Source organism: Bdellovibrio sp. HCB-110, assembly GCF_047323225.1.
GTDB lineage: Bacteria > Bdellovibrionota > Bdellovibrionia > Bdellovibrionales > Bdellovibrionaceae > Bdellovibrio.
In genome coordinates this window covers 2755780-2779489 of sequence record NZ_CP178750.1, presented here as the reverse complement: position 1 = coordinate 2779489, position 23710 = coordinate 2755780, and the positions used below count along the sequence as shown (strand labels likewise).

General features: G+C 45.2%; 22 protein-coding genes. 12 read left to right on the top strand and 10 right to left on the bottom strand.

Annotated elements, in window-relative coordinates:
- Positions 1-53: 53 nt before the first annotated feature.
- From ACL934_RS13170 to ACL934_RS13155, 4 genes are all read left to right on the top strand, one after another.
- Positions 54-1343, top strand: a complete 1290-nt coding sequence (locus ACL934_RS13170; protein ID WP_413612385.1) for a putative Na+/H+ antiporter — start codon at positions 54-56, stop codon at positions 1341-1343.
- Positions 1344-1384: 41 nt separating this feature from the next.
- Complete coding sequence (locus tag ACL934_RS13165; RefSeq protein ID WP_374074105.1) at positions 1385-3211, top strand: PAS domain S-box protein; 1827 nt, start codon at positions 1385-1387, stop codon at positions 3209-3211.
- A 227-nt stretch (positions 3212-3438) separates the two neighbouring features.
- Entirely contained in the window at positions 3439-7137 is a 3699-nt protein-coding gene (locus tag ACL934_RS13160) for an ABC transporter transmembrane domain-containing protein (RefSeq protein WP_413612384.1), read from the top strand.
- A 147-nt stretch (positions 7138-7284) separates the two neighbouring features.
- Positions 7285-8397 carry a Gfo/Idh/MocA family protein gene (locus tag ACL934_RS13155; protein WP_413612383.1) on the top strand — a complete coding sequence of 371 codons (1113 nt, stop codon included), beginning with the start codon at positions 7285-7287 and terminating at the stop codon, positions 8395-8397.
- Between the two features lie 71 nt (positions 8398-8468).
- Here ACL934_RS13155 and ACL934_RS13150 read toward each other — a convergent pair whose 3' ends face one another.
- From ACL934_RS13150 to ACL934_RS13130, 5 genes are all read right to left on the bottom strand, one after another.
- Positions 8469-8690: a hypothetical protein gene (locus ACL934_RS13150; RefSeq protein WP_374074098.1), complete on the bottom strand. Its 222-nt coding sequence runs from the start codon at positions 8688-8690 to the stop codon at positions 8469-8471.
- Between the two features lie 87 nt (positions 8691-8777).
- A complete protein-coding gene (locus tag ACL934_RS13145) occupies positions 8778-10235 on the bottom strand; it encodes a sensor histidine kinase (protein WP_374074096.1) in 1458 nt (485 codons plus the stop codon).
- Complete coding sequence (locus ACL934_RS13140) at positions 10213-10899, bottom strand: response regulator transcription factor (protein WP_413612382.1); 687 nt, start codon at positions 10897-10899, stop codon at positions 10213-10215. Before ACL934_RS13140 ends, ACL934_RS13145 begins: the two co-directional genes overlap by 23 nt.
- Entirely contained in the window at positions 10880-12994 is a 2115-nt protein-coding gene (locus ACL934_RS13135) for an LTA synthase family protein (RefSeq protein WP_413612381.1), read from the bottom strand. Before ACL934_RS13135 ends, ACL934_RS13140 begins: the two co-directional genes overlap by 20 nt.
- A gap of 56 nt (positions 12995-13050) precedes the next feature.
- Positions 13051-13458, bottom strand: a complete 408-nt coding sequence (locus ACL934_RS13130; protein ID WP_374074088.1) for a hypothetical protein — start codon at positions 13456-13458, stop codon at positions 13051-13053.
- Between the two features lie 93 nt (positions 13459-13551).
- On the opposite strand from ACL934_RS13130, the gene ACL934_RS13125 reads away from it, so the two are divergent.
- The 6 genes from ACL934_RS13125 (at position 13552) to ACL934_RS13100 (ending at position 18545) form a co-directional block, all read left to right on the top strand.
- Positions 13552-13791 (top strand): twin-arginine translocase TatA/TatE family subunit, encoded by a 240-nt coding sequence (locus ACL934_RS13125; RefSeq protein WP_374074086.1) that lies wholly within the window; start codon positions 13552-13554, stop codon positions 13789-13791.
- Complete coding sequence (gene selD, locus ACL934_RS13120; protein ID WP_374074084.1) at positions 13788-14837, top strand: selenide, water dikinase SelD; 1050 nt, start codon at positions 13788-13790, stop codon at positions 14835-14837. The genes ACL934_RS13125 and selD overlap by 4 nt, the downstream gene beginning before the upstream one ends.
- Positions 14830-15975: a tRNA 2-selenouridine(34) synthase MnmH gene (gene mnmH / locus ACL934_RS13115; RefSeq protein WP_413612380.1), complete on the top strand. Its 1146-nt coding sequence runs from the start codon at positions 14830-14832 to the stop codon at positions 15973-15975. Before selD ends, mnmH begins: the two co-directional genes overlap by 8 nt.
- Positions 15976-16069: 94 nt before the next feature.
- On the top strand, positions 16070-16765 hold the full coding sequence (locus ACL934_RS13110) for an FKBP-type peptidyl-prolyl cis-trans isomerase (protein ID WP_374074080.1): 696 nt from the start codon (positions 16070-16072) through the stop codon (positions 16763-16765).
- A complete protein-coding gene (pdxH, locus tag ACL934_RS13105) occupies positions 16765-17352 on the top strand; it encodes a pyridoxamine 5'-phosphate oxidase (protein ID WP_374074077.1) in 588 nt (195 codons plus the stop codon). Before ACL934_RS13110 ends, pdxH begins: the two co-directional genes overlap by 1 nt.
- A gap of 275 nt (positions 17353-17627) precedes the next feature.
- Positions 17628-18545, top strand: coding sequence for a hypothetical protein (locus ACL934_RS13100; protein ID WP_413612379.1), 918 nt, complete (start codon positions 17628-17630; stop codon positions 18543-18545).
- A 6-nt stretch (positions 18546-18551) separates the two neighbouring features.
- On the opposite strand, the gene ACL934_RS13095 is transcribed toward ACL934_RS13100, so the two are convergent.
- Complete coding sequence (locus ACL934_RS13095) at positions 18552-19043, bottom strand: hypothetical protein (RefSeq protein ID WP_374074073.1); 492 nt, start codon at positions 19041-19043, stop codon at positions 18552-18554.
- Positions 19044-19228: 185 nt separating this feature from the next.
- Here ACL934_RS13095 and ACL934_RS13090 point away from each other — a divergent pair, with 185 nt between their 5' ends.
- Positions 19229-19555, top strand: coding sequence for a DUF3303 family protein (locus tag ACL934_RS13090; RefSeq protein WP_374074071.1), 327 nt, complete (start codon positions 19229-19231; stop codon positions 19553-19555).
- A 6-nt stretch (positions 19556-19561) separates the two neighbouring features.
- Here the strand turns inward: ACL934_RS13090 and ACL934_RS13085 are convergent, their stop codons facing one another.
- The 4 genes from ACL934_RS13085 to ACL934_RS13070 form a co-directional block, all read right to left on the bottom strand.
- Positions 19562-20131 (bottom strand): GNAT family N-acetyltransferase, encoded by a 570-nt coding sequence (locus tag ACL934_RS13085; RefSeq protein WP_413612378.1) that lies wholly within the window; start codon positions 20129-20131, stop codon positions 19562-19564.
- A complete protein-coding gene (locus ACL934_RS13080; RefSeq protein WP_413612377.1) occupies positions 20128-20475 on the bottom strand; it encodes a hypothetical protein in 348 nt (115 codons plus the stop codon). Before ACL934_RS13080 ends, ACL934_RS13085 begins: the two co-directional genes overlap by 4 nt.
- A gap of 87 nt (positions 20476-20562) precedes the next feature.
- Positions 20563-20952, bottom strand: coding sequence for a Co2+/Mg2+ efflux protein ApaG (gene apaG, locus ACL934_RS13075; RefSeq protein ID WP_374074061.1), 390 nt, complete (start codon positions 20950-20952; stop codon positions 20563-20565).
- An 81-nt stretch (positions 20953-21033) separates the two neighbouring features.
- Entirely contained in the window at positions 21034-22065 is a 1032-nt protein-coding gene (locus ACL934_RS13070) for an endonuclease/exonuclease/phosphatase family protein (RefSeq protein WP_413612376.1), read from the bottom strand.
- Between the two features lie 56 nt (positions 22066-22121).
- On the opposite strand from ACL934_RS13070, the gene ACL934_RS13065 reads away from it, so the two are divergent.
- Positions 22122-23666: a leucyl aminopeptidase family protein gene (locus tag ACL934_RS13065; protein WP_374074055.1), complete on the top strand. Its 1545-nt coding sequence runs from the start codon at positions 22122-22124 to the stop codon at positions 23664-23666.
- Positions 23667-23710 lie beyond the last annotated feature (44 nt).

The window sequence follows — 23710 nt, the reverse complement described above, 5'->3', positions numbered from 1 at the left end:
CATCCATTCGGTTCTGTTTGGACCTCGCTTTTAAATTGTTTAGTATCTAAGGTATGACTTATACAACAGTTGAACTTCTTGGAACGATTTTTTTTGGTCTTGCCGTCATTCACACATTTATGGTCGGGCGAATTTTACAATGGGCCTACCATTTTCCTAAAGACTCATTGTGGAACAATGTCCTTCATCTTTTAGGTGAAATCGAAGCTGTTTTTGCGATCTGGGCCGCTCTTTTCATGACTCTCTATATTTTTATAGACGGTTGGAACTCGGCCATTGCCTATCAGAACTCCCTTAATTTCGTTGAGCCCTTCTTTATTTTTGCGATTATGGTGGTGTGCTCGACACGTCCAATCTTGTCGGCGGCTCGTCAGGGAATTCTTTTTATCAGCACGGCGATTCAGAAAATTTTTAGAACACCTGCGGTTCTTACAGATCTTTTTGTCGTTTTGATTGTGGGTCCTTTGTCAGGAAGTTTTATCACTGAACCTGCCGCTATGACGGTCACAGCCTTCATGTTGAACTCGATGCTGCAAAAAGAGACGAACAAACTTATTTACGCGTTGATTGCCGTGTTGTTCGTCAACGTCTCTATTGGCGGAGCTTTAACTCCGTTTGCCGCACCTCCGATTTTAATGGTGGCGAATAAATGGAATTGGGATTTCACTTTTGTTCTGACTCAGTTTGGTTGGAAAAGTGCTATCGCTGTTATGATTAACACCGTGGCTTTGATTTTAATTTTCCGTCGCGAGTTTTCACAAAACTGTATTACTTTGAAAGAAGTCGAAAAACGCCTGGCAGGATCTCAAGCGGAAATCCCTTGGGCAGTGACTTTGATTCATTTGGTTTTCTTAGCGGGCATTGTAATTACGGGTCATCATCAAAATGCCTTCTTAGGAATCTTCTTGTTGTTCTTAGGTGTTGCGACTGTGACGTTGAGATATCAAGACACTTTACGTTTAAAAGAAAGTCTTCTGGTTTCGATGTTCTTGGGAGGTATCATTCAGTTTGGTGCCTTTCAAAAATGGTGGTTGGCCCCACTTCTTGGCAGCATGGGAGATTTGTTGTTGTTTAAAGGAGCAGTTGGTTTGACCGCAATCACGGACAATGCGGCTTTGACATACTTGGGTTCTCAAGTCGAAGGGCTGAGTGATTCGAGCAAATATGCTTTGGTCGCGGGAGCCATCGCCGGTGGCGGTCTTACGATCATTGCCAACGCGCCGAACGCTGCGGGATATTCTATTTTAAGTCACAAATTCCCAGGAGGAATTAAGCCACTGAACCTGCTGATCGCGGCTTTGGCTCCGACAGCCGTTGCGATTTTTTGTCTTTGGGTTCTGTAAAAAGAATGGATTTTAAGTACGGTTCTCGTTAAGATTTTTTGATGGAATTTGTGAGCCCCGTGCTATTTGATATTTCAAACGACATGGTCGGTGTCTTTGGCTATGACTGGATTCCTATAAAGCTTAATAGCGTTTGGTCCAAAGAACTTGGTTGGACTGAAGAAGAACTTCTTAAAACGTCCTTTCGCAATATCATGCATCCCGAAGATCTAAAACGCACGGACGCCGTTGTCGACCCCAGCTTCGATGGTCGCGTCGTTCGCGATTTGTTGAATCGCTATTTGTGTAAAAATGGGTCTTATAAATATCTCAGTTGGAATTATCAGATTGATTTGCAAAAGCAGGTGGTCTGGGCGGTTGCAAAAGACATCACTCAACAAAAACTTTATGACGAAATCGGCAAGCGCGCTCGTCGCGTGGCAAAGATAGGAAGCTGGAGCATTGATCTTGCCGATCAAAAAGTCTATTGGTCTCCTGAAATTTACGAACTTCTTGGCATTGATCCCGAAAATTTTGTACTGACCCTTGAAAACGGTTTAGATTTTTTGCCCGATAAAGAAAAAGAACTCTTCGTCGAAAAATATAATCAGCTTGTCAAAAACGGCGATGACTTTGATGTCGAGTTGACTATCCAAAGAGCCGATGGCAGACATTTTCCTTGTCGTGTGATGGGTTCAGCCATGAGCGAAGACGGCAAAGTCGTCAGAACTTTTGGTGTCGTTCAGGATATTTCAAAAAGTAAAGAGACTGAACGGGTTCTACGCTATCAACAGCACTTGCTCAATGGTTTGCTGGAGTCGTCCCCTTCAATTATTTATGTTAAAGATCTGGAAGGTCGTTATATCGTCGTGAGCAGGCAGTTTGAACAGCTCATGGGAAAACATAAAGATGAACTCTTGGGGAAATCAGATTTCGATCTTTTTGAGGAAAGGGATGCTCTTCGCCACATTCGTAAGGATCGGGAAGTTCTTGCCACGAAAAAACTGATGCATTCTCAAGATGATATTCTGATGCCGGATGGAACAGAAAGACATTATCTCTCTGAAAAATTTCCGTTGTTGGATGAAAATGGAAATGCCATTGCTATGGCGGGTGTTTCCACAGACATCACGGAATTGCACAATCATCAAAAAGCTCTTTTAAAATCCAAGGAGGCTGCGGAAGCAGGAACTCGCGCAAAATCAGAGTTTTTGGCGAACATGAGTCATGAAATTCGCACACCCATGAATTCCATCATGGGAATGGCGGAAGTTTTATTAGATACACCTTTGGATGAAGAACAAAAAAAGATCGTTACGATTTTAAATAGAGCCTCTGAAAGTCTTTTAAATATCATCAATGATATTTTGGATCTTTCAAAGGTGGAATCAGGGCAAATGTCCATTGAGTGTGCGCCGTTTTCGGTGGTGGAGTCCGTGCGAAAATGTGTTGAACTTTTGATGATTAAAGCCGTTGAGAAAAAGTTGGAGCTTAGTTTTGAAGCGGCGCCAGGTGTGCCGGAAGTTGTTGAGGGAGATTCAACACGTTTTCAGCAGGTGCTTATCAATCTTATCGGGAATGGCTTGAAGTTTACTGATCACGGCAGTGTGAAAGTTCTTATTCAGAGTTCTCACGGCGACGCGAATTCCTTGCAGATCATGGTTGAAGACACCGGGATCGGCCTAAGTTCAGATCAAATAAAGTGGGTTTTTGGTCGATTCTCACAAGGGGATTCGTCCATCACCAGACGCTTTGGGGGCACGGGTTTGGGGCTCAGCATCAGCAAGCAACTTGTTGAAAAGATGGGTGGAAACATCGGAGTCGAAAGTGAATTAGGGAAGGGGTCTCGCTTTTTCTTTACAATTCCTTTAAAAGGCACAAAGTCTTAAGAAACGATTTTATTTTTAAGAGGGGCTAGACAAAGGCTTTTTCTTTGTTTAGGCTTAAAAAATCTCACACACGTAAGAAGAGGAGGACATTATGATGATGCAAAAAATGATTTCATCGATGGATCTTCTTCTTTTCCAAAAATAAAGATCCTCGTTCAACCCGGCGTTTGATCTGTTTCGCATACAATTTAGTTTTTTAAGCTCCCAATGAGCAGTTATGGATTCGTATGAATTTCTTTAGACGTATGTTGTTCTCGCAAGTGAGTCCTTTAGTCAGATTGGCTAAAACAAAAAATATCACGGAAGAGGACCTTTTGCCTTTGCCTCAGGACCTCAATCCTGAGTACTTGGCAATTCCCACAGAAAAGTTAGTGTGGACGACCCCCAAAGCCTTTCTCTTTTCGTTGATCAAGGCGATGAGCGTTTACACGAAGCCCGCTTATACCTGGTACTTTGCAAGTTCCGTGATGGCCTTGCTTTCGCCTGTTTTGGTCAACCGCTTTGTCGGTGTAATCTCTGCCGGAGTTACCAAAGAGAACATCACTTTTGCTTTAACTTACGGCGTTCTTTTAGGTGTGTGCGGATTCCTCTCGGGTCTTTGCATGCAGCACTATTTCTTCAATACTCTTCGCTCTTATCAAATTGCGACGAATGTTTTGAATGAAAAAATATTCCGTCACAGCTTAAAGCTCAGCCAAAGTGCCCGTCAAAAAAATCAGATTGGCGATATCGTCAATCACATGAGTTCTGACAGCGACTCGGTCTCTGACTTTCCGTTAGTGATTGGGGACTTGGTGTCGGCGGTCTTTTTGATCATCGGTGTCGTGGCGATGTTATTCTATTATATCGGTTGGTCGGCATTGGCGGCGTTGGCGGTGCTTTTTACTTTGGCACCTTTGACAAACTATGTTGCCAAAAAATTCACGCACCTGGATGAAGAGATGATGGCTCATCGTGACCACCGTGTCACTTTGATGACGCAAGCATTGAACGCCATTCGTGTCGTGAAATATTTTGCCTGGGAAAAAAGTGTTTCCAAGGAAGTGACCGAGGTGCGCGAGAAAGAACTTTTAAGCCGCCGTCGTTTGGCGCGCGCGGAAGTGATTTCAAGCTTAGGATACTTGGCCGTTTCCACCTTGGTTCTGTTTGTGGCTTTGGCTGTACATGCCTGGCGCGGAGAGCCTTTGAATGCGGCGATTATTTTTACGTGTATTTCTCTATTTGGATTGCTCGAAGGCCCCTTCGGAGATTTATCCCGTCTGATTTCTCGTTACACAACAGCCGTTGTCGGCGCGGGACGTATTTTGAACTTCTTAAAACAAGAAGAAGTTGAGATTTCAAAAACGGAAACGGCGAAATCCGATGTGGCTGTGGGTCTTAAGTTGCAAAACTTGACTCTCACATATCCCGGTTCGCAAGAAGAGGTGATCAAGGGCGTGGATTTAACGGTTCCGCCGGGATCTTCCGTGGCGATCGTGGGACCTGTGGGGTCAGGGAAAAGTTCTTTGCTCTATGGTCTTTTAGGTGAAGTGCCTGTGACCAAAGGCACTGTGGAGTTTTTGCCATTGCCGGAAAACGAAAGACCGCGCATGGCTTACGTTCCGCAAGAGGCTTACATCGTCAATAGCACTTTGCTTGAGAATCTTCAGTTTGGTGAAGAGGTTTCTAAAGAAGATTTACGTCGATCTTTGCACAACAGTTGTTTAAGTCGCGACTTAAAAGAGTGGTCCGGGGGACTGCGCACAGAGATCGGTGAAAAAGGTGTGAATCTTTCTGGCGGTCAAAAGCAACGTGTTGCTTTGGCGCGGGCTTATTTGCGTAAACCGCAGTTGGTGCTTTTGGATGATCCTCTTTCAGCAGTGGATGCGGATACGGAAAAACTTCTGTGTGAGCGTCTGATTTTTGGTGCGTGGAAAGAGACGACTCGTGTTGTGGTGACTCATCGCCTGGAGTACTTGCCGCAATTTGATCAAGTGATCTTTATTGAAGATGGCTTTGTCAAAGGTGTAGGAACTTTCGAAGAACTTTTGAAAGTTTGTGTGCCTTTTGCGGAATTCTATAAAGAGCACGGAAAAACTCAAGGCGATCACGAGCACGCCAGTGTCACAGCAGATACGACTTCTGCAGAGGTCAGTTCTGTGGCCGAAGTGGTGGACGATAAAAAATCCCGCGTGACTGAAGATGAAGAGCGCGAAGTCGGTGCGGTGAAAGGTTCTGTGTATTGGGACTACATCAGTTCTTTGGGTGGAGATGGTCGTTATACAAAACCCATGATCCTCGGCGTTTTGCTCTGCGGAGCTATCGGTGTAACGATGCTTCCGCTTATTCAGAAAGCTTGGTTGTCCTATTATTCGGACCATCGAGGAGAGTGGAGTGCTCTAGGGGCTGTGGGTATTTACGGCTTGATTGGTCTTGCGGTTTTAGTGGGCTCTTTGCTGAATCACTTGATCTGGCTTGAGCGCGGCATTCGTGCCGGAAAGAATATGCACGATAAAATGCTGAAAAGTGTTTTGCATTCACCGGTTCGCTTCTTTGACTCAACTCCGATCGGACGGATTTTGCAAAGATTCTCTCGCGATATTGAATCCGTGGATGTGTATTTGCAGTGGAGCTTTGATTCGGCCGTGCACTGTGCTTTGCAAGTCGTGATGTCGATCATTTTGATCTTGGGTCTTATGCCTTTGATGATCTTCGTGATCGGTCCGGTGATGGCTTTGTATTACATTTTACAAAGAGACTATCGTCGTCCGGCCCGTGAAGTGAAACGTTTTGACAGTGTCGCCAGATCGCCCCGTTACGCTCACTTTAAAGAGAGCTTGCAGGGCTTGATCGTCATTCGCAGTTTCAATAAGTCGTCGTGGTTTATGAGAAACTTCTATGACAAGTTGGCACACAGTCAAAGAATGTTTTATTCCCACTATTTGATCAATCGTTGGTTCTCGTCGCGCATTCCTCTGATTGGTGGACTGATTTCGATGACGACGGCCATTGGTGTGACACTTTCAGCCTATGCCGGAGTGATGGATGCAGGAACAGCGGGTCTGGTGACTTTGTACTCGTTGTCGTTCTGGGGTTACTTAAATTGGGGGGTGCGTGTGTTCGCGGATATTGAATCGCGCATGACTTCGATTGAGCGTTTGAAGTTTTTCTCAAACCTGCCCTCAGAGAAATCCGTACTTATACCGAGTGCAGAGCCTCTGCGCCCGACGTGGCCGGAGTTTGGTGAGATCTCTGTTGAGAACTTGAAAGTGCGCTACGCAGAACATCTGCCTTTGGTTTTAAAAGGAATCACTTTTAAAGTCGAAGCGGGAAGTCGCGTGGGAATTATCGGGCGCACGGGTTCGGGAAAGAGCACGTTCTTCCAATCCCTCTTCCGCTTTATTGAAGCCGAAGAAGGACGCATCGTGATTGACGGTGTGGAGGCCGCTTCTGTGCCTTTAGAAAAATTGCGCCGCAGTCTTGCGATCATTCCGCAAGATCCGACGCTCTTTATGGGAACGATTCGCAACAACTTGGATCGCTATAATGAGTACTCGGATGAGGACGTGATTGGAGCTTTGAAACATGCGTCGATGTGGGAGTATGTTTCAGATTTGCCGCAAGGTTTGCAATCTCCCGTGACAGAAGGTGGTTTGAACCTGAGCCAAGGTCAAAGACAGCTTTTGTGTTTAGCAAGAGCTTTGCTCACTAAAGCGCGAGTGATAGTGATGGATGAAGCCACTGCGAGTGTTGACGTGCAGACGGATGCTTTGTTGCAAAAGGTGATTCGTCAGTCCTTCACAGGTGTGACGATGCTGATCATCGCCCATCGTTTGGGAACGATTGCTGATTGTGATCAGATCGTTGAGATCTCGGCGGGTGAAGTGAAATCCATCCGTCGACCGACGGAGTTTTCAAAAGAAGAAATCGAAGAAAGCCTGGTCTAAAACCACAAATCGGGAAAGGGTGGAATACTCTTTCCCGATTTGTTTTTCTACATTCTTTTTTTAGCATCTTAGCATTTTTTATATTTCTTTATTCTCTCTCAAGCTTAGATACGGGAGTGTTTTCTAATAGGCTTCGAGGAGGACTCAATGGCGAGAGACAAAGTAAGATATGCCCTTGTTGGACTAGGACATATTGCTCAGACCGCGGTGTTACCTGGCTTTGTGAATGCAAAAAATAATTCTGAACTTGTGGCCCTCGTCTCTGGCGATGAGGAAAAACGAGAAAAACTGACGAAGAAATATCAAGTCGAATACTCTTTTGATTATTCCGATTATCGCAAACTTCTTTATTCAGGGCTCGTGGACGCTGTTTATATTTCTTTACCCAATCATATGCATGCGCGCTTCACTGTGGATGCCTTGCAAGCGGGTGTTCATGTCTTATGTGAAAAACCTCTCGCGATGAATGTCGAAGACGCCAAAGTGATGGCGCAAGTCAGTGAAGTGACGGGCAGTAAGTTGATGACGGCCTATCGTTTGCATTTTCAGCGGGCCAATTTGAAGGCCTTAGAAATCGCCCGTGCTGGCCAGATTGGCGATGTACGATTTTTCAATTCTATTTTCAGTATGCGAGTAAAAGAAGGAAACATTCGCACGGATAAACGCCGTGGCGGAGGACCTCTTTTTGATATTGGTATTTATTGTATCAATGCGACTCGCAGTTTTTTCGGGGAACTTCCTGAGCAAGTGTTTGCTTTCGCGAATCAAGGTTTTGATAAGCGTTCTTTGGAAGTCGATGAAATGCTCTCGGTCGTAATGAAATTTTCCGGTGGGCGCATGGCGACCTTTATTGTGAGCTTTGCGGGAAATCATCAGGCTGTCTATGATGTTGTCGGAACAACGGGATGTCTTCGTCTGGAGAACGCTTACGAGTACTACAATGACATGACTCTTTATTATAGCAAGCTCAGTGCGCCGACGCGGACATATAAATATAAAAAGAGCGATCAGTTCGGTCCCGAGATCGTTTATTTTTCGGACTGTATTCTGAACAATAAAACACCAGAAACAAATGCCACCGAGGGGGTTTTAGATTTGATGGTGATTGAAGCGATCATGCAATCGGTGAAATCTCGAAAGCCCGTGAACCTCACAGCGTTGTCTAAGACGCTGCATCCAACCTTGAAGCAAGCCATTCATCGCCCGGCCGTAGATAATAAACCAGTGCGAGTGCACATAGAAAATCCATCGATGGATTAAATAAAAAAAGGGAACCTTGCGGTTCCCTTATCATATAAGAGCGAAGTGCTCACTATATCGTAGAAACGATATTAGTGACCTGCAGGAGCAGCAGCAGCTTCTTCTTTTTTAGTTTCAGTAGCAGCAGCTTTTTTAGCGTGCTTTTTCTTAGCGTGAGCTTTTTCTTCTTTTTTAACTTCTACTGCAGGAGCAGCAGGAGCCGCAGTTGTAGCAGCAGCTGCAGGAGCAGTTTCGTTAGCTTGAGCAACTACACCAGCAAAAACAAGAGACATCAAAACAGAAGCGAATTTCATAGTAACCTCCTAATGGTTATTGTTAGCTTCAATTGGAAAACACATAGAAGGTTAGCAGAGGGGGTTAAAGCCCCCATTAAAATGGTATTAAATGTTTTTAATTTCGAAACTGAATCGCGCGCCGTGTCCTGAATGATTTTGCGCAGTTAGCTTTGCTTCATGAAGAATGGCGATCTTTTGTGCAATCGCTAAACCTAGACCAAAGCCTTTAACTCGCGTCTCCATATTAGATCCTCGCGAGAAGCGTTCAAAAATGAACGGCAACTGCTCTTCGGGAATCCCGGCTCCATTATCTTCAACGATCAATTCACTCACGTCTTGTTTCCAAACTAAGGTGACAGTCACGACTTCATTGTTGGGAGAATACTTGATCGCATTCTCGATGATGTTCGTGATGAGATTTTGCAAAAGATCATTATCTCCACGAATCATTTTGCGATCGTCGCTGGTCTCATTATTGATATTGAGTTTGATCTTAATACCTTTAGAGCTTGCGAGTTTTTCACAGCGAGGCAGTACCTCAAAAAGAAGCTCGTCCAAAGCCAGTTCTTGCATGTTCAAGGCGCCGATCCCCGCATCCACACGAGCAAGAAGCAACATTTCTTGGACAATGCTGGAAAGATTGTCGACTTCTTGCAAACTGCTCTTAATAAAAAGATCGATGTCTTTCTTTTCCGTCTTTTGTAAAAGCTCAAGCTCGCCCCGCATGATGGTGAGTGGAGTTAACAACTGATGGGAAGCATCGGCAACGAAACGCTCCTGACTTAAGAAGGCTTGTTGAATCCGATCGAGCATTTCATTCATCGTAAGAGCCAGCTTTTTAATTTCATCATTGGCATTGGGAACAGGAACACGCTGAGAGAGTTCTCCGGCTTTGATTTCTTTTGCCGTGTTGATCATATTGTTCAAAGGATTCAAAGCCCGGGCTGAGAGGAACAAACCGCCCAGGGTCGCGATCAAAAGAACAACGGGAATACCTACTTGCAATAGGGTCAAGCGCTGACTGATTTGTGTTTCCAGCAAAGTCATAGGAACAGCAATTTGTAACAACAACTGAGGTTTTGCGGCGTTGTCCAAAGGAAAGGAGATCAAACGATAAGAGTCCGCCTCGGCTGAAGGGATGTTGCGAATATGTTCGATCGTGCGATATGTCGCTTCTTCGCCGGCCCAGATTCTTTCAAAATCTTTTCTATAGGGTGGATTGAATTCACCGAAGTTTCCGACGCGCGCAAGGACGGCTCCGGAACTGTGGCGCACTTGAATGAGCGCGGTTCCCAGAGGAAACGGAAGAATTTTACCATGATCCAAACGCAGGGGAGGAAAACTTAAATCCCCCTTCACGCCAATTTCAATCCCTTCAGAAACATCGACGGAATAATTGAAAAGAGCGTCGTCGAAATCCTGTTGAAGGGTGTCGATCATCATTTTGAAAAGGAACATGTTAAAGAAAATCGTGGTCGCTCCGAAAATCAGAACGAAAATCAAAGACAGACGTAAACGAATGCTAAAGCCCGAAAAGAAATTATAAATTTTCTTTAAGAACATAACCCGTGCCTACCACTGTATGAATCAGTCGTTTCGAGAAAGGAGCATCAATTTTTTTACGAAGCAAATTGATGTAGACATCGATCACGTTGCTTTCAGAATCAAAGTGAATATCCCAAACATGTTCGGCAATGGAAACACGGCCCAAGGGACGCTCGGGATTTCTCATGAAGTATTCAAGCAAGGCAAACTCTTTGGTCGTCAAAGAGATCTCTTGTCCGGCACGACGGGCTTTGCGTTGGATTAAGTCCAACTCAAGATCCGCGTATTTCAAAGTGTTGGAAGTCGCACCATTACCCACCGGAGTTTTACGACGAAGCAGAGCACGAACACGGGCGTGAAGTTCGTCAAAAGAATAAGGCTTCGTCAAATAATCGTCTGCGCCAGCGTCAAGGCCATGAACTTTGTCTTTTGTCGTCGACAAAGCGGTGAGCATCAGAATCGGTCCGTCATAGCCATCGCGGCGAATGTGGCGAGCGGTATCAATGCCGCTTTGATCGGGCAACATCACATCCAGGATCACCAAATCGTAATCGCCTTGAGCCATATAGGATTCCGCCGCAGATCCGCACTCGGCAATATCCACGGCATAGCCGACTTCATTCAGGCCTTTTTTTAGAAAGTTCGCCATTTTGACTTGGTCTTCAACGACGAGAATCCGCATGCTGCATGCCTTTCTGCTCTTTTTTCTCTTTCATGAAATAATAATCCAAGACGCCCATCAAGGATTTGTATTTCAAAGACAAAGATTTTTTGTGATCCGTGGACTCGCCAGGAACCAGACGCTCATAAGAGCCCTCCCAATCCAAAGCGCGGTCATCAACACTTTTGCCAGCTGCCAAGACTCCGCCCGTACGATCCACAATCAGATTGGAAGCGTTGACGGCAAAGTCGCCCTCTTTAGCAAAAAGATCCCGACCCAAAGAGTAGTACTCTTGATTTGATAAAGCGAGATTGTAAAGAGTGGGAGCAATGTCTGCTTGAGAACCAAAGGCCTCAGGATCTAATTTTTTTCGAACCGCCGTAGGAGTGTAAATATAAAAAGGCACGGAACCTTTTTGTAAAAGCTCTTGTTCCGTGAAGTTCACAATCCAGAACGTGTGATCACCCGTGACCGCGACAATCACTTTGTCTTTCAGTGGAGATTTTTTTAAACGCTCCATAAAGGCCGCCAATTTATCAGCGGAATAGCGGTAGGTCGCAAAACGTTGACGGGCGAGAGCCGTGTCGACGATCAAACGGCTTTTTAGCTCTTCAGGTATTTTTAACTCAGGCGACTTGTAGTTCAGAGGAAGCTGATACGGAGGGTGATTCGTCGTCGTCATTGTGAGCAAGAACTGCGGGTCTTTGGCCTCACTCAAAGTTTTAAAGACATAGTCGAAAACATCTTCGTCGTAAATACCCCAATCGTGCTTGTCTTTAAGACCGCCCAGGCCTTCGGCGATTTCGCTCTCTCCTTCGACAGAGTCAAAATCTTGCATAAAGGCGAACTTATTCACTTCACGCCATCCGGGATTTCCACCGTAAAGGAAGCGCGCTTTGTAACCGGCTTGTTTGAACACGCGAGCAGGGCTTGAACGGAAGGGAACTTGCAAGTAATCACTCTCTGTCAAAAACTCACTGATCGGTCTTTGTGGAGAACCAATCATCAGACAGCTTAAGCTTCCAATCGTCGCATTAGTACTCGAAAGAAAATGCGTCAGATAAGTGTCTTCGTTCAGATGCTTTTTAAAATCTCCGAGAAGATCAAAATCACGTTCGTTGTATTTAAACCAGTAGGCCCCTAAAGACTCCATCGTCAAAATGACGACGTGAGGACGTGTTTTTTCAGCCCACTCATTTTTGGGTGTTTTGTGTTTCATAAGCTCCAACGGATCCGCAGGAACTTGTTCTACAGGAATTTGATAATAGTCGGCAAAAGCTTGCGCGGGATTATCGCCATAACCATAGTGGCGCAGATTGCTGTCCCACTTTGAAGTTTGCAGTGACTTAAGTTCAATGGCGCGAGAGAAAGCGCGGGTGCCGTTAAAGCACAAGTGATTCACGAAAATACTTTTAGAAATCCCGGTATCCATCTCGCTGAGAGGAAAAAGCCCTAAAGAGCCGCGGGCCCCGATGCCGTTAAATAAAAACACCGCAAAAAAGAAAAGAACAAAAAGTGGGTAGGAAACTTTACGGACATTGAGCGGAATCCACTCTTTGCCTTGCGTGAAGTTGATCTTAAGACCTTTCCACAAACAGTAAGTGAAAGCCCCAAGACCCAAGAAGATCCAAACGATGGGATAATTTCTCCACATGGTTTTAATCAAGGCCGTGGTGTCGTCCGTGAAAAAACCAAAGATCAGAACGTTGATGCGATCTTGATAGAAACTGTAGAATCCAAAATCCACCGCCGAAATAAACGTCACCAGTAAAAGCATGAACGTGTAGTAGGGGATGAGGAAGTGCACGAAGCGCGAGAAAACTTTTTTTAGAAGAGGTTCAAAACCCTTCCAAAACGCCAGAAGACTTAGCAGGAATAAAATAAGAAATGGAATGGCGTTGATATAAAATAAAACCGTGCTGTCAAAACGGGCTCCCAAAACGAAGGCTTTGAAAACATCACCGTGAAGCTGTGCAAGTTCTTTGGAATTTCCGTAGTAAAGAAGAAAGGCCCCGCGCCACAAGGACCCAATCACGATAAAGACCGCATTCACGATAAGAATGCGTTTAAGATAAAGCCACGATTGGTTCAGCCACTGCGCTCGAGATGTTTCCATGTGAAGGCTGAAAATCTCACTTCCCGAGCGCTTACGCAAGATGAATCACAGAGGAATCAGTCTGGAATTTTCCCAAAATCCCAAGGTTGATTCGGATCTGTGGGCTGTTGAGGAGCTTTGCTTTTTTCGACGGTTTTAATACGTTTGTCGGCATCCACGGTGACAGAGACCGCCGTGCCCTTAGGTTTGCGACTGGCTTCCAGGTCTTTGAGCATCTTGGCATAGTGCTCCGTAGAGCGCATAAGCATGTACGCCCCTTTGTTCTTTTCGCCTTCAAAGAACACTTCAACGCCATCGCTTTCTTCGCGCACGACTTTGACTTTGGCAGAAAAGCTCTTGGTTTTTTCCTTTTCTGGCTCGGGTTCCTGTTCGTACAAGCTGGTATTGATTTTCTTGGATGGGGTGTCTGGCGTTTGGGCCTGCGCATCACCCGCAAGGAAGAGTATCATGATGAAACTAAGCATTGTTTCCCCCTATCCCAATATAATGCACGGCCTTTTGTTGCCATGCAATAGGGCTTATAGTAGTGTTCAGCCTTGTAGCGAGGAGAATACCAAATGAATCTTGGTTGGACTGAAATCCTATTAATTGGTGGCATTGCATTGCTTATTTTTGGCCCAAGCAAACTTCCCGGTTTGGGACGTTCTATGGGAGAGGCTATCCGTGGTTTTAAGAAGGGTCTTAATGAAGACGCATCTCAAGAACGCGACGTGAACAAGCAAATTTCTCAGAATCACGAAAAACCTCTGAATCAAGAGCAGACTCAAGAGCAAAAAGACACTCATAAGCAATCATGAGTTCTGAAAAAATCGCGCTCACGCAGACTGTGCAAAAGGGAGGCTGTGCCGCGAAGGTGGCCGCCTCTGAGTTGCGTAAGATTTTACAGCAAGTAAAATTCCCTGTGCCTCATCCCTCTCTTCTTGTGGATGGAGGTCTTTTTGATGATGCCGCGATTTACAAAGTGAACGACGAAATCGCGCTCGTTCAAACCCTCGATTTTTTCACTCCCATTGTCGACACACCCAAGCTTTTTGGCGAGATCGCCGCAGCCAATGCGCTGAGCGATGTTTATGCCATGGGCGGAAAGCCAAAAACCGCAATGGGGATTTTAGCTTTTCCGATAGCCACCATGCCTGAGCACGTGATCGTCGATGTGATGCAAGGAGCGAGTGATAAAATTGCTGAAGCCGATGCGAACTTTGTCGGCGGTCATTCCATTGACGATGACACGTTGAAATTCGGTCTTTCCGTCACAGGATTTGTTCATCCCGGTCGTGTGTGGTCCAATGCCAAAGCCAAAGTTGGCGATCATTTGATTCTGACAAAACCTTTGGGCACAGGAACAATGACGGCCTCTTTGAAACGTCAAGAATCCACGGAAGAAGATATCATGGAGGCTCTGCTCAGCATGGCCACTGTGAATAACGCCATTGATTTTATTCCGGCTAATTTAGTGTCGGAAGTGCATGCAGCCACAGACATTACGGGTTTTGGTCTTTCCGGTCACTCGATGCAACTTGCAAAAGCGAGTCAGGTGAGTTTGCGAATTTATTCACAAAAACTCCCGCGCTTTGCGAAGACCATGGCTTGTTTGGAAAAAGGGTTTTTGACAAAAGCCCATCGCAGCAATGCTCAATATACCGAGCAAGACGTTGATGTTTCTAAGCTCGATGCTCTTCATAAATTATTACTGCATGATCCACAAACCAGTGGGGGACTCCTGTTGAGTGTTTCCTCTGAAGTCAGTGGTCTGTTAGTTCAGGCCTTGCGTGGTAAGTTCAAATCTGCTGAGATCATTGGAGAGGTTTTACCTCGCCAAGATAAAGCGGTGATTTTTGAGTAATACAAATATCCGTCTAGAAAATCTTAAAGATCTTTTCCTGAGTGAAACGCCGTTGATCGACGTGCGGGCTCCTGTTGAATTTAAACAGGGGAGTCTTCCGGGAGCTGTGAATTTCCCCATTCTGAATGATGAAGAACGCGCTCTCATCGGAACGACTTACAAACAAGATGGCCAAGAAGCCGCCGTTAAGCTAGGTTATCAGTTGATTTCAGGTTCTGTGAAAGAAGAACGCGTGCAAAGTTGGAAAAGCTTTATTGCACGATATCCCTCGGCAGTTCTTTATTGTTTCCGTGGGGGAAAGCGTTCGCAAATTACGCAGCAATGGTTAAAAGAAGCCGGCATTGAACGTCCTCTGATCGTCGGCGGTTATAAAGTCAGTCGTCATTTTTTATTGGATCAGATTGAGCGCTTTTCAAAAACCCGTGAGATGTTGGTGGTCTCGGGCCCCACGGGGAGTGGAAAAACGCAGTTTCTTAAAGAAGTTGCCGCGTTTTATCCCACTATTGATCTTGAGGCTCTGGCACAACATCGCGGTTCGGCCTTTGGATCTTTAGATGAAAACCAACCTTCGCAAATTGATTTCGAAAACCGCTTGGCGGTGACTCTGCTTAAAATTGAGGACAAGGGGTTTGGAAATTTAAGACCCATCGTCGAAGATGAAAGTCGCCTGATTGGGCGGATCTATCAACCCACGCCCTTTTTTGAACACTTGCGATCTTCACAAGTCATTTGGTTGGACGAGCCTTTGGAGGTTCGTGTCGAGAATATCTTTAAAGACTACATCCTCAGTACCTCCATTGGGCTGATTCAAAATCAGATTCCTCGTTGTGCCGAAGAAGATGTGATCCTGCGCTCTCAGGCTTTGAAGGTTTTTGAAAAGTACAAGTCCTCGTTGAGGTCTATTTCCCGGAAGTTGGGAGGACTTCGCACCCAAGAAGTCATGGCAGATTTGGAAAACTCGCAAAGTGACTTCCTGAATAAAAATGAAATTGCTTCGAACAAGATCTGGATCGAAAAACTTCTAAAATATTACTATGACCCTCTCTATCTTTCCTCTTTAGAGCGCCGACAGGTGAGTGCCTGTTTCAAAGGCTCCAGCAGCTCTGCGGTGGATTTTCTTAAAAATCTGAAACCATGATCCTTATTTCTCTGCGCGTTATCTGTTTGAAACTGCGAGATTTCGTCGCAAGATATGGCGTTAGCAAATTAAACAACCTTTAAGAGGAGACAACATGAATAAGTTAGTACTTGGTGGTCTCGTTGTAGCTGCTATGGCATTTACAACAGCTTGCCAAAAGAAAGTGAAGCTCGACACTGATATGAAGAAAGCGAGCTACGCTATCGGACAACAAATCGGTGGCAACTTGAAACAACAAAACATCGAATTCGATGCTGACGCTTTGGCGCAAGCTTTGAAAGATGCATCTGCTGGTAAAAACGAAATGTCTAAAGAAGACATGCAAGCAGCTATGATGAAACTTCAAGAAATGGCGATGAAAAAACAACAAGAAGCGGCTGAAGGCAATGCTAAAGCTGGTAAAGACTTCTTGGAGAAAAATAAATCTGCTGCTGGAGTTAAGACAACAGCTTCTGGTCTTCAATACATCGTTGAAAAAGAAGGCACTGGCGCATCTCCTAAGAAAGAAGACGTAGTAAAAGTTCACTACAAAGGAACTTTGACTAACGGCGAACAATTCGATTCTTCTTACGACCGTGGTCAACCGGCTGAATTCCCAGTTGGTGGCGTTATCCCAGGTTGGACAGAAGCTCTTCAATTGATGAAAGTTGGCGGCAAAGCTAAACTTTTCATCCCACCTGAGCTTGCTTACGGTCCTTCTGGTCGCCCAGGCATCCCACCAAACTCAGTTCTAGTTTTCGACGTTGAGTTGATCGACATCGTGAAACAAGACACTAAGAAAAAGAAGTAATGATCGACTTTAACAAAGACCCTTTTCAGCATTTCGATCGTCTCCTTAAAGAGGCGATGGCAAAGCAAATCCCCGAAGCCAACGCAATGTCGGTGGCGACGGTGAATGAAGAGGGTGTGCCCTCCGTGCGAATCGTCTATCTCAAAGACGTTTCCAAGGGGGGCTTTGTTTTTTATGGCAACTACAACAGTCATAAAGGACACGATATCGAGGCAAACGAAAATATCTGCCTCAATTTTCACTGGCCCGTTTTGTGGCAACAAATCCGAATCACAGGAAAAGCTCAAAAGATCTCTGCTGAAGAAAGCGATGCTTACTTCGCGACTCGCGCACGTTTAAGTCAACTCGGCGCTTGGGCTTCTCATCAAAGTGAAGTGATTCCGGATCGTGATTGGCTCGCTCGTCGCGTGCAAGAATTCGAAAAACAATTCGACGGCCAAGTTGTACCTCGTCCTCCGCATTGGGGCGGATGGAGAGTCATCCCTACAGAAATTGAATTCTGGTTCGGTTTAACCGGACGTCTTCATGAGCGTTACGTTTATCAAAAAGACGGGAACTCGTGGAAGACCTTCATGCGGAGTCCTTAGTCCCTTCCGAAAATTCCTTAACTTGAAATACCCTCCTCAGCTGCTCGGACAGTCCTCGCGCTTTTTGGTGCTTTGCTGGCTTTGGAGTGTTTGGGTTTCTTTTTTTCTGATTGCTGTTGCCGATTTTTCTTGGCGCTGCGGAACTCGCGACTGAGGAGGGTATTTCAAGTTAAGGAATTTTCGGAAGGGGTGACGTCTGGTGTTCTTTGGTGTGTTCTTGTTTTTTCTTTGGATAAGCTTTTATAATAAACATTATTTTAATTATGAGGTTTGGGTTGTCAGAGCTTGAGTATTTAGAGCGGCTTTTGAGTGATGAGTTTATTGAAGAGCTTGTAGCTACATTGGCTGGGGCCATGGGCCGGCAGGTTTCGGAGTTTACTGTGAATGTGGCTCATTTGGATAAGAGTCCTAAGGTGGAACCTCACGGGGAGTCTTACTCCGTGGAGTTGGCGGATGTTTTGTTTCATTTGACGCTTGAGAATCCTTTAGAGCAGACTTCTTTGGAGCGGGCTTATCTTTTTCAAGTGAAACAGTCAGAGCATGAAGATGGGGTTTCGACTCGTCGGCAGAAAGAACTTTTTCAGTGGCTAAAGCGGATTCGCATTGATGAACCTCTGGTTATTGATCCTTCGCGGTCTTGGCGGGATTTTGCCAATTCCACGGAAATTATTAAAAGTGGCTTTTGGTATATGCACACGAGTCGGAAGAGTGTGGCGATTCTTAAAAATCTTTTTGGTGATGCAGCTCCGCTCTTAACTCATGTCGATGGCGCCAACGCTTTTGGTCCACCTTTTAGTTTGCCGGAGTTTCTTGCTAAGTTTGTCGGCGGGAGTGCGGGCCGAGATATTACCGTGAGTGATGACTGGTCTTATTTCATTAAAAATATTCTTCAATATAAACGCAAGTACGAGAAGAAGACGAGATTTGCGACTGGAACATCTCAGAATCCGCATTACTCGGGATTTCGTTGGATGGGTTTGCATCAAGTTTACGGAAAGGTGACTTCGTTTATTTCTCGCTGGATGGATAAGCTGTGGGCTTTAGTTCATTCTCGTCCCTTTATCGTTATTTCGATAGCGATAAAAAGTGTCGAAGGCCAGGAAAATATTGGAGGCGCGATGGAGAGAAATATCGCGCGCCTAGAAGATGAATTAGACAAAGAAATCGAAAGTCGAAATTCAGAGCGTCTCTAGCGGATTTTATTTGTATTCAAAAGTGCAGCTTGCGGAGTAATAACTTTCGTAAGTGCACTGGATCTTTTTAAACTCTCCCCAAAGAACGCGGCTGCTGTTGCCAGGGCCGTCTTTAAGAAGGTTTTCTTCGATCATGATTTTGAAAAGATCGAGTTCGCCGTAATGGCAGTCTAAGTCGCCGTTGCCTTCGCGTTGGCAAAGCTGCTGATTGTCGTCGGGAAGTTCGTGGGCTTCGACGCGCTCACCGTTAATTTTCGTTCCGTAAATATTAAGGGACCGACCTCCTGTCGGAGTGGCGTCGTAGTCGTAGCTGCAATCAACATTGAGCAAAGTGTAAGTGCAAACCTCATCTTGGCAATCGGTAACGTCAACACCGACTTCCATCAAACCTTGAACAACGTCAGAACCTTTTTGACCGTCGATAGTGCGAATAGGAGTGTTTGCAAAGGAAGATGCCGATAAAAGTGTGAATCCAAAAATAAGTAGCAGACTTTTCATAAACACTCCTTGGATAGAAACATTGCCTAGAATTTATTCTACGAAAATTTTCTCACGGAGCAACCAAGAGTCATTTAGACGCAGCTGCGCTACCAAAAGTAAGTCCGTACCTTTTGTATTTTTGCCGGCCGGATTGCTCGAGTCTCACGGGGAGTGAATGATGGCTCTAAAAAAAAGGGGTTTTTATGCATTTTCTAGCGAAGATTGCGATACCTGCGGATGCGGGAAATAAGTTTATTTCTAACAAAAACTTTAACGAAAAAATGGATGAATTGATCTCGGGGCTTAAGCCCGAAGCCGCTTACTTCTGTGCTATGGATGGACAGCGCACTATTTTTGCTCTGATCAATGTTGATTCGAGCGCAGACATCCCACGCTTGGCAGAGCCATTTTGGTTATCCATGAATGCAAATGTGGAGTTTATTCCGGCGATGACTCAAGCCGAATTCGGTAAAGCCATGCCGGGAATAAAACAGTCTGTGGAAAAATTTGGTAAATCAATGACGATGTAGATCGTTTTATCGGAAGTCTTCTTTGGTTCCGGCATAGAGAACCAAGTCGACCCATTTTTTATGGACTAAGACACGTTTTTTGCTAAGGCCTTCTTTGCGAAGGCCGATGGCTTTAGCGGTCTTAATGGATTTCTTATTTGCTGGAGCAATGCCTGCTTCCACGCGATGAAGTTTTAAATCTTTAAAGGCGATATTAATGGCCGCTTTGCAGGCTTCTTGCGCATAGCCATTTCCCCAATAGATATTGAAGATGCGATAACCCAAATACGCATTTTGAAAAATGCCTCTAGAAATATCCATTAAACTCACAGTGCCTAAAAGAATCCCGTCATCTTTGTGGAAGATGCCGAATTCATAAAAGTGATCTTGTGTGCGTTGCTCTTTTTGTTTCTTGAGAAGCTCTTTGAATTTTTTCTTCGTCAACTCCGACTCGGCCCAATTGGTTTCGTCCCATTCATTTTGCGGAGGACGAAGGCAAGAGTACGCTTGCGCCCAGTTTTCATAATCCATGTCTTCTAAAGGGCGAATAACCAGGCGTTGAGTCTTTTTAAAGAGAGGCACTTTGATAGATTTCATTGTTGAGGGCTCCTGCCCTCAACCCTCCGGGCTGTCGCGATGAAATCCCTTCCTGGGATTTCATTGCTGATGAGTCTAAGAGGAATGCGATCCAGTCTGCAATGATAATAGGTCAGCGTGTGCGCGCTTTTAACGTAAGCCGTGTGATCGTGGTGGCCGATCAACTTCAAAGTGATTTTTGTTTCAGGGCCTTTGGGGATGGCCACCGCTTTCGGAGTTACGAAGTTCGTCTTTCTGTCATTGATCCAAATCTCAGCACCTTCTTGCTCAGAAACAACCATGCAAAGGCACATTGCCGTTCGTTGCATTCCTAAGAGTTCGCGAAGATTTTTGAACCATGTCATGAAAGGCCCCTTTCCAAATCCGGAAAAGGGTGTAGCACAGCTTTCTTTTACTGATCTATCACTTTTATAAAAAACTAGACCTGTAATCTAGTGAAGGGCGTGAGGAGCAATTAAATAGAATTCAGGGATTTCGACGCTGAAGCTTTCGCCGTTTTCAGCGACGAAATGATAGCGACCTTGCATGCTGCCAGTCGGTGCGTTCAAGGGACAAGCGCTATCATATTCAAAGGTTTGACCTGGTTGGATTTTCGGTTGCATACCGATAACGCCGGGGCCTCGCACTTCTTCCTTGTGCCCACGAGAGTCCGTGATCACCCAGTGGCGACTCATCAATTGTGCCGGAGATTCACCGACATTTTTGATGGAAATTTTATAAGCAAAAAAATGATAATCCTGCTCAGGGCGTGACTCTGAGGGGACATAGACGACTTTAGCAGTGATCTGGAAATCCGGGGTCGTTGTTTTTTGCATTGCCATAGTGTCATCTAGAATAATTTCGCTGCACAAAAACGTCAATCAGGTACCAGGTACCTTTTTTTAATGCGGCGTGTGAGCGATCTATTTGAGTTTGAGGTTCTCAATTTCAAACACAACGGGATAGTGATCCGAAGGGAGATTTAGTTTGGCGTCCATACTCCTTGGAATGTCATGTTCCATGCCAAACTCATCCTTGTAGCGATGAACGTAAGCAGAGCCCGGCTTGAGGAGAGCTTGTGTGTTGGGTGACAAAAACGCGAAATCAATTTGGCGGCCATCTGCACGGGCGCCGTTTCGAACTTGATAAAAAGTCGCCCGAGCTTCTTGCGGCAAAGCACTGACTTCTAACACATCTTTCAGCGGCGTAGTTGCATAGAGGTCCTTAAATTCTTCATCCGTATTGATCAAACTGGCGTTTCCGTTGAAGTCACCAGCGACCACGATGGGAAGATCGGGGTGAACGATCTCAAGTTCTTTATAAATTTCTAGTAAAGTGCGCAGCTCGGCCTGACGGCGTTCGAACCCATTAGGGTCGATACGCTCAGGATCTAAGCGGGATTTTAAGTGGGCGAGCAGAATAATCAGCGAAGGTTTCTCTTTGTCGGCTTTAAACAAACGAAGCTCTGCCACGTCTCGAGAAAACTTATGGCTGCTTGTGATCTTGCCGCCTTTCACCGGATAACCGTGCAAAAGACTTTCGCGTTCATGAGGGTAGAGGTAGTTGATCGGTCGATTCTTATTAGATTGAAGATCAAAGTAAAACGGCAGATTTTTACGAATCAAAAAGCCCACGTCGATGTTGCGCTCCGAGTTTCCCTCAATCAAACAAGGTGAATACGCATCATCCATAAAGAGAAGGTTGAAGTTTTTTAAGGACTCAAAACCGCCGACTTCGCAGAGCATAATAACATCGGCATTGATCTCTTTAAGAGCTTTGGCGATGTCTTGGCTCTTCTTTAATGACTTATTCTCGTAAATCGAAGTCGACAGACGTTGCCACTGAGCTTCTTTCAGGTTCAAGACTTCTTTTCCTGGAGTTCCATCGAACATCAAAAAGAGATTCTCTGCATTGAGTAAGCAAAATTTTAAATTTGTGGTCTCTGTCCACGTCATATTATGATTTTACGGAATTTATCACCCGAATCACAAACTAAAAGTGAGGAAATACAGTGGCTAAAAAATCGACTCCCGCCAAAAGCTCAACAAAGCTTCAATTTCATTCATGGATTGAGACTTTTGATATTGGCAAAGAACTTAAAGTAAAGAATGAATTGACGGGCTTCGTCTATTTCTTAGGCGTGGATGACTCGAATAAATTCACATCTTTGGTAGAACATCATGCGTTGGAGTGGCAATTCGACAGTCTTAAGAAAAGCGATCGTGAGTTTCTTTACTTTGTCGGGCAAAGGGGGCCTGTTTGGATTTTGCGTTCTCGCACAAAAACTTCTGCGGGACATGATGGTTTGATTGATGAGGCGAGCTACACTTGGGCCCGTGATCAATTCGGATCTTTGGTGAGTCATTTCAAAGCTCATCATCTCAAAGCAGTGCAAATTGAATTCCACGGAACAGAAGAAGTGCAAGACTTGGGAGCTCTGGTTGGTTTGGACATTGCCATTTACAACTTCCGCCAATTTGTTGACGGAAAACAGCTTCACGATCTTCCGCGCGTGGCTTTGAAAAAATCTTTGGGCGGATTGGATAAATCTTTGATTCAGGAAGCGGTTTTGCGTGCCAAAGCCGTGAATGTGGCACGTCACTTGGTGAATCTGCCTCCTAATGATTTGAATCCAAAAACTTTTGCAGAGTTTGCGACAAAAAAACTGTCTTTCCCAGCGACTGTGAAAGCGACGGTGTGGGACACGAAAAAACTTATTCAAGAAAATATGGGTCTTCATGTGGCCGTCGGGCAAGGTGCTGAACATGGACCTTGCATGGTTCATTTGAAATACCGTCCGGCAAAAAAATCAAAATTAAAACCTGTGGCCTTCGTTGGTAAGGGTATTACTTTTGATACGGGTGGCGTTGATATCAAACCTTCTTCAGGAATGCGTTTGATGAAAAAAGACATGGGTGGAGCGGCGAGTGTGACTGCTTTAGCAACATGGGTGGCAGAAAGCAACTATCCAGGTCCGGTGGATTTCTATTTGGCTCTTGCTGAAAATACGGTGGATGGAAAATCCTTCCGTCCAAGTGATGTGATCACGGCACGCAATGGTCTTCGTGTTGAAATCGACAACACAGATGCTGAAGGTCGTTTGGTGTTGGCGGATGTTTTGGATGTGGCTTCGACACAAAAAGGTGCTGATGAGCCAGAGTACGTGATCGACGTTGCGACGTTGACGGGCGCAATTAAAGTCGGGTTGGGTTCCGAAATCGCGGGTCTTTTCTCGAACGATGACGAGTTGGCGATGGCGTTGACTCATGCTGGACAACGCGCGGGAGATTTGAACTGGCGTATGCCTTTGTTTGACAAATATTTTGGCGAGATGTCTTCGCCATTTGCCGATTTCAAGAACTCCGGGGGAGGCTTTGGTGGCGCCATCACAGCGGCTTTATTCTTGCAAAAATTTGTGCGCGGAAAAAAATGGGCCCACTTGGACATCTACGCATGGACAGACAAAGCTCAAGGAGCCTTGTTGGCAAGCGGAGGCAATGGACAACCGGTTCAGTGCTTGATTGAATTCCTCACAAATCGTGCATTAAGCAAATAGTTCTTAACTTAAAAAGAGGCTCTGCAAAGAGCCTCTTTGTTTTT

Coding starts and splice junctions, on each gene's coding strand:
- pdxH (WP_374074077.1), top strand. CDS start 16,765: ATGATCGACTTTAACAAAGACCCTTTTCAGCATTTCGATCGTCTCCTT.
- ACL934_RS13070 (WP_413612376.1), bottom strand. CDS start 22,065: ATGACGTGGACAGAGACCACAAATTTAAAATTTTGCTTACTCAATGCA.
- ACL934_RS13095 (WP_374074073.1), bottom strand. CDS start 19,043: ATGAAAAGTCTGCTACTTATTTTTGGATTCACACTTTTATCGGCATCT.
- ACL934_RS13090 (WP_374074071.1), top strand. CDS start 19,229: ATGCATTTTCTAGCGAAGATTGCGATACCTGCGGATGCGGGAAATAAG.
- ACL934_RS13130 (WP_374074088.1), bottom strand. CDS start 13,458: ATGCTTAGTTTCATCATGATACTCTTCCTTGCGGGTGATGCGCAGGCC.
- ACL934_RS13080 (WP_413612377.1), bottom strand. CDS start 20,475: ATGACATGGTTCAAAAATCTTCGCGAACTCTTAGGAATGCAACGAACG.
- ACL934_RS13170 (WP_413612385.1), top strand. CDS start 54: ATGACTTATACAACAGTTGAACTTCTTGGAACGATTTTTTTTGGTCTT.
- selD (WP_374074084.1), top strand. CDS start 13,788: ATGAGTTCTGAAAAAATCGCGCTCACGCAGACTGTGCAAAAGGGAGGC.
- ACL934_RS13110 (WP_374074080.1), top strand. CDS start 16,070: ATGAATAAGTTAGTACTTGGTGGTCTCGTTGTAGCTGCTATGGCATTT.
- ACL934_RS13140 (WP_413612382.1), bottom strand. CDS start 10,899: ATGCGGATTCTCGTCGTTGAAGACCAAGTCAAAATGGCGAACTTTCTA.
- ACL934_RS13145 (WP_374074096.1), bottom strand. CDS start 10,235: ATGTTCTTAAAGAAAATTTATAATTTCTTTTCGGGCTTTAGCATTCGT.
- ACL934_RS13155 (WP_413612383.1), top strand. CDS start 7,285: ATGGCGAGAGACAAAGTAAGATATGCCCTTGTTGGACTAGGACATATT.
- ACL934_RS13165 (WP_374074105.1), top strand. CDS start 1,385: ATGGAATTTGTGAGCCCCGTGCTATTTGATATTTCAAACGACATGGTC.
- ACL934_RS13160 (WP_413612384.1), top strand. CDS start 3,439: ATGAATTTCTTTAGACGTATGTTGTTCTCGCAAGTGAGTCCTTTAGTC.
- ACL934_RS13085 (WP_413612378.1), bottom strand. CDS start 20,131: ATGAAATCTATCAAAGTGCCTCTCTTTAAAAAGACTCAACGCCTGGTT.
- apaG (WP_374074061.1), bottom strand. CDS start 20,952: ATGGCAATGCAAAAAACAACGACCCCGGATTTCCAGATCACTGCTAAA.
- ACL934_RS13125 (WP_374074086.1), top strand. CDS start 13,552: ATGAATCTTGGTTGGACTGAAATCCTATTAATTGGTGGCATTGCATTG.
- ACL934_RS13135 (WP_413612381.1), bottom strand. CDS start 12,994: ATGGAAACATCTCGAGCGCAGTGGCTGAACCAATCGTGGCTTTATCTT.
- ACL934_RS13150 (WP_374074098.1), bottom strand. CDS start 8,690: ATGAAATTCGCTTCTGTTTTGATGTCTCTTGTTTTTGCTGGTGTAGTT.